This window comes from Gordonia sp. NPDC003376, from assembly GCF_053589235.1.
In genome coordinates, this window is sequence record NZ_JBSFRM010000055.1 from 1 (window position 1) to 3535 (window position 3535).

At 62.3% G+C, this 3535-nt stretch carries 1 protein-coding gene and 2 pseudogenes; 2 read left to right on the forward strand and 1 reads right to left on the reverse strand.

The window, feature by feature from the left end:
* Window positions 1-387: 387 nt before the first annotated feature.
* Window positions 388-990, forward strand: a pseudogene (locus tag ACWDUA_RS25470) (ATP-binding protein); the annotation flags it as partial.
* Window positions 991-1229: 239 nt separating this feature from the next.
* Window positions 1230-2732: an IMP dehydrogenase gene (gene guaB / locus ACWDUA_RS25475; protein ID WP_449753811.1), complete on the forward strand. Its 1503-nt coding sequence runs from the start codon at window positions 1230-1232 to the stop codon at window positions 2730-2732.
* A gap of 119 nt (window positions 2733-2851) precedes the next feature.
* Here the strand turns inward: guaB and ACWDUA_RS25480 are convergent.
* A pseudogene (locus ACWDUA_RS25480) lies at window positions 2852-3440 on the reverse strand (transposase); the annotation flags it as partial.
* Between the last annotated feature and the right edge of the window lie 95 nt (window positions 3441-3535).

The window sequence follows — 3535 nt, forward strand, 5'->3', positions numbered from 1 at the left end:
AGGGACCTCTCGGACGTCGAATACGCGACCCTGGGTTACGTCGACTGGTTCAACTCGACTCGGCTGCATGGGTCGATCGGCTTGGTCCCGCCCAATGAGTACGAGGCTGCCTACTATGCTGGGGTCACTACCAGCAGGTAGCCCACCAACGAGGTGGCACGAAACCTGGGGTGCTTCACAATGACCCAACCGCACCTTGTCGAACGGCCTCGACGGCATCATCCGCAGGCTCGGCGGCCTGACCCGCGCGTGGCTGTTCGACCGGATGGCGACGGACAGCCACCCCGACTCCGGGAAGGTAACCGCCACGTTCGCCGGTGTCGGAAAGCGCTACAGCACGTCAGTGGTGATCTGCCCACCACGGCAGGGAACCGCAATCGCGTGGCCGCCCGCCTGCCGACCCCGGCGTCGCTCAAAGATTTCGACATCGATTCCACCGATATCCGGCGTCGACCGCCGGCCGGCCCATTGCCGAACTGGGTACGTGCCGCTACCTCGAGACCGCGACGAGCGCGCTGCTCATCGGCCCACCCAGCGTTGGCAAGACCCACCTGCCGGTCGGGCTGGCACGTACTGCGGCGCATGCCGGGTACCGCACCTGTTTCACGGCCGCCGCCGACCTCGCCACCCGCTGCCGCCGGGCCGTGATCGAAGGGCTGGTGGGCGACGACGAACGGTTGTAAGCCGGACCTACCCTGCGGGTGATCGACGAATTCGGATGTCTCCCTCTGCCCGGTGGGGCAGCATCAGCGTTGTTTCAGATTGTGGCGCAACGCCATTTGGAGACTGCGATCGTCATCACTACCAACCGCGGTGTCGGCGAGTGGCGTGAGGTCCTCGGCGACACCACCGTCGCCGCCGCGGTGCTAGACCGACACTTGCACCGCTCTGTCGCCGCTCAACCTCGACCCGTACCTCCTGCGTGGCCGCCATGCCCGCTCGGAGAAGCTCCGCAAGACCGTCTCCGGAACCCGACAACCGCTGCGGTGACCCCCCTCGACGAGTGAGCACATTCGTTGAGCACAAGCGAGCACTATCGCTGAGCCTCATCAACACCAGACCCCCGCCGAGTGCGCTGACCAGATGCATCCACAAGCACCCCGTGGGCGGCGAGATCGACTGACCGACACCAAATATGAACGGGCTCAGGAACTACCTGGACCGGCTATCGGGGACCTGCCACAGGGGTCCTGAGTCTCACTGGATCGTTCACCGATACGATTGGTTGGATGGAACAGCGGAACCCATTCGTGCTCACCGGTTTGACCTACGACGATGTCTTACTCCTTCCCTCGCACACCGACGTGATCCCGAGTGACGCGGACACCGCGTCCCAGCTGACCAAGCGCATTCGACTCAGTGTTCCCCTCGTTTCCGCGGCTATGGACACGGTCACTGAGACACGCATGGCCGTCGCGCTCGCTCGCAACGGTGGACTAGGTGTGCTACATCGAAATCTGTCCATCGCCGACCAAGCGGACATGGTCGATCGAGTGAAACGTAGTGAGGCCGGCATGATCACGAATCCGGTAACCACGCGGGTTGACGCAACACTCAGCGAAGTCGATAGCGTGTGCGGGCAGTACAGAGTATCTGGACTTCCGGTCACCGATTCCGATCAACAGCTAGTGGGCATCGTCACCAATCGTGACATGCGGTTCATCGCAGCGGAGCAGATGAAGACGACATGTGTAGGCGATGTTATGTCGCCGATGCCACTCATCACCGGCCGCTCCGGGATTTCTCGCGCCGAGGCGGTCGAGATCTTCATACGCCACCGCATCGAGAAGCTGCCACTCATCGACGAGGATGGCCGACTGACCGGACTCATCACCGTCAAAGACGTAGACAAGGTGGAGGAGTACCCGGACGCGGCCAAAGATGATGCGGGCCGGTTGCGAGTCGGTGCAGCAATCGGGTTCTTCGGTGATGCCTTGGAACGTGCAGCCGCCCTGGTAGATGCAGGCGTCGATGTCCTCGTCGTGGATACCGCAAACGGTGACAGCAAGGGCATGCTTGACATCATCACAACACTCAAGCGAGATCCCGCATTCGACTCGGTGGACGTGATCGGCGGGAATGTTGCAACGCGTGCGGGTGCACAGGCGCTTGTTGAGGCAGGGGTTGACGCCGTCAAGGTCGGCGTTGGTCCAGGATCAATCTGCACCACCCGTGTCATTGCCGGAGTTGGCGTACCGCAGATCACAGCTGTGTACGAGGCTGCCCGAGCCGCTACCCCGGCTGGCGTGCCCGTAATCGCTGACGGCGGGCTGCAATACTCAGGGGACATTGCCAAGGCTCTCGTTGCGGGTGCTTCCTCGGTCATGATTGGCTCCCTGTTCGCCGGCACCGACGAGAGCCCCGGCGATCTCGTCTTCATCGACGGCAAGCAATACAAACAGTACCGAGGAATGGGTTCGCTCGGCGCCCTGCAGACCCGAGGAGAGCGTTCCTCGTACTCAAAGGATCGCTACTTCCAGGCGGACGTGGCCAGCGATCAAAAACTCATCCCGGAAGGGATCGAAGGCCAGATTTCCTACCGTGGCCCAATCGGGACTGTCATCCACCAGCTCACGGGCGGTCTCCGGCAGTCGATGATGTACGTAGGAGCTCACACAATCGAAGAGCTGAAGGCTCGGGGTGAGTTCGTTCGCATCACTGCGGCGGGACTCAAAGAATCGCACCCTCACGACGTACAGATGGTTGCCGAAGCCCCCAACTACAAGAAATAGGCGACCCGTCGTGTCAGCCGCCACGATAGAGCCCCGTGGAGTGGTGGACTTCGGATCAGTGCGTAGCGATCAACGAGTCATACTGAATGCTAGCTGATTTCAGGTACCTCCACCTGCTTCTATGGCGGTGTAGTGGCGGCCTGTTCCTTCGCGGCGATCACCACCCGGAGTTCGGTCACACTGACATCGGAGACGTAGCGGCGGGTGACCTGCCACTGATCGTGCTGCTCGATCACCACAGCAGTCGCCAAACGGAGGAACGCCGCCGGGTTGGGGAAGATCTCCACGACGTCGGCTCGCCGTGTGATCTCCTTGTTCAGCCGCTCGATCGGATTGTTCGACCACATCTTGAAGCCAATGCGCCCGCGTGAACGCCGTGAACGCCGTGAACGCCGTGAACGCCGTGAACGCCAGCATGTCGTGCTTGGCCGACTCCATCATCGCCGCCACCTTCGGTGACGAGGCAGAGAAGGTATCCACGACCTGATCCCACTGTGCGGCCACCTCAACCGGGTCGGTGTGCGCGAAGACCGTCTTCACCGCCGCCATCACCGGCGGCACATGCTGCGAGGCGACCGCACCCTGTAGGTTGCGCATGAAATGCGCCCTGCACCGCTGCCACGACGCACCAGTGAATTTCTGTGTGACAGAGGCTTTCAGCCCCGACCGTGCATCGGTGACCGCCAGATACACCCCGGCCAGGCCCCGTGTCAAGGGACATCGGGAAGTGCCCACTGGCGGACATGAAAACTGCCCAACGGAGGACACGAGGGGGTGCCCAACGGCGGACACGAAACTGCCCA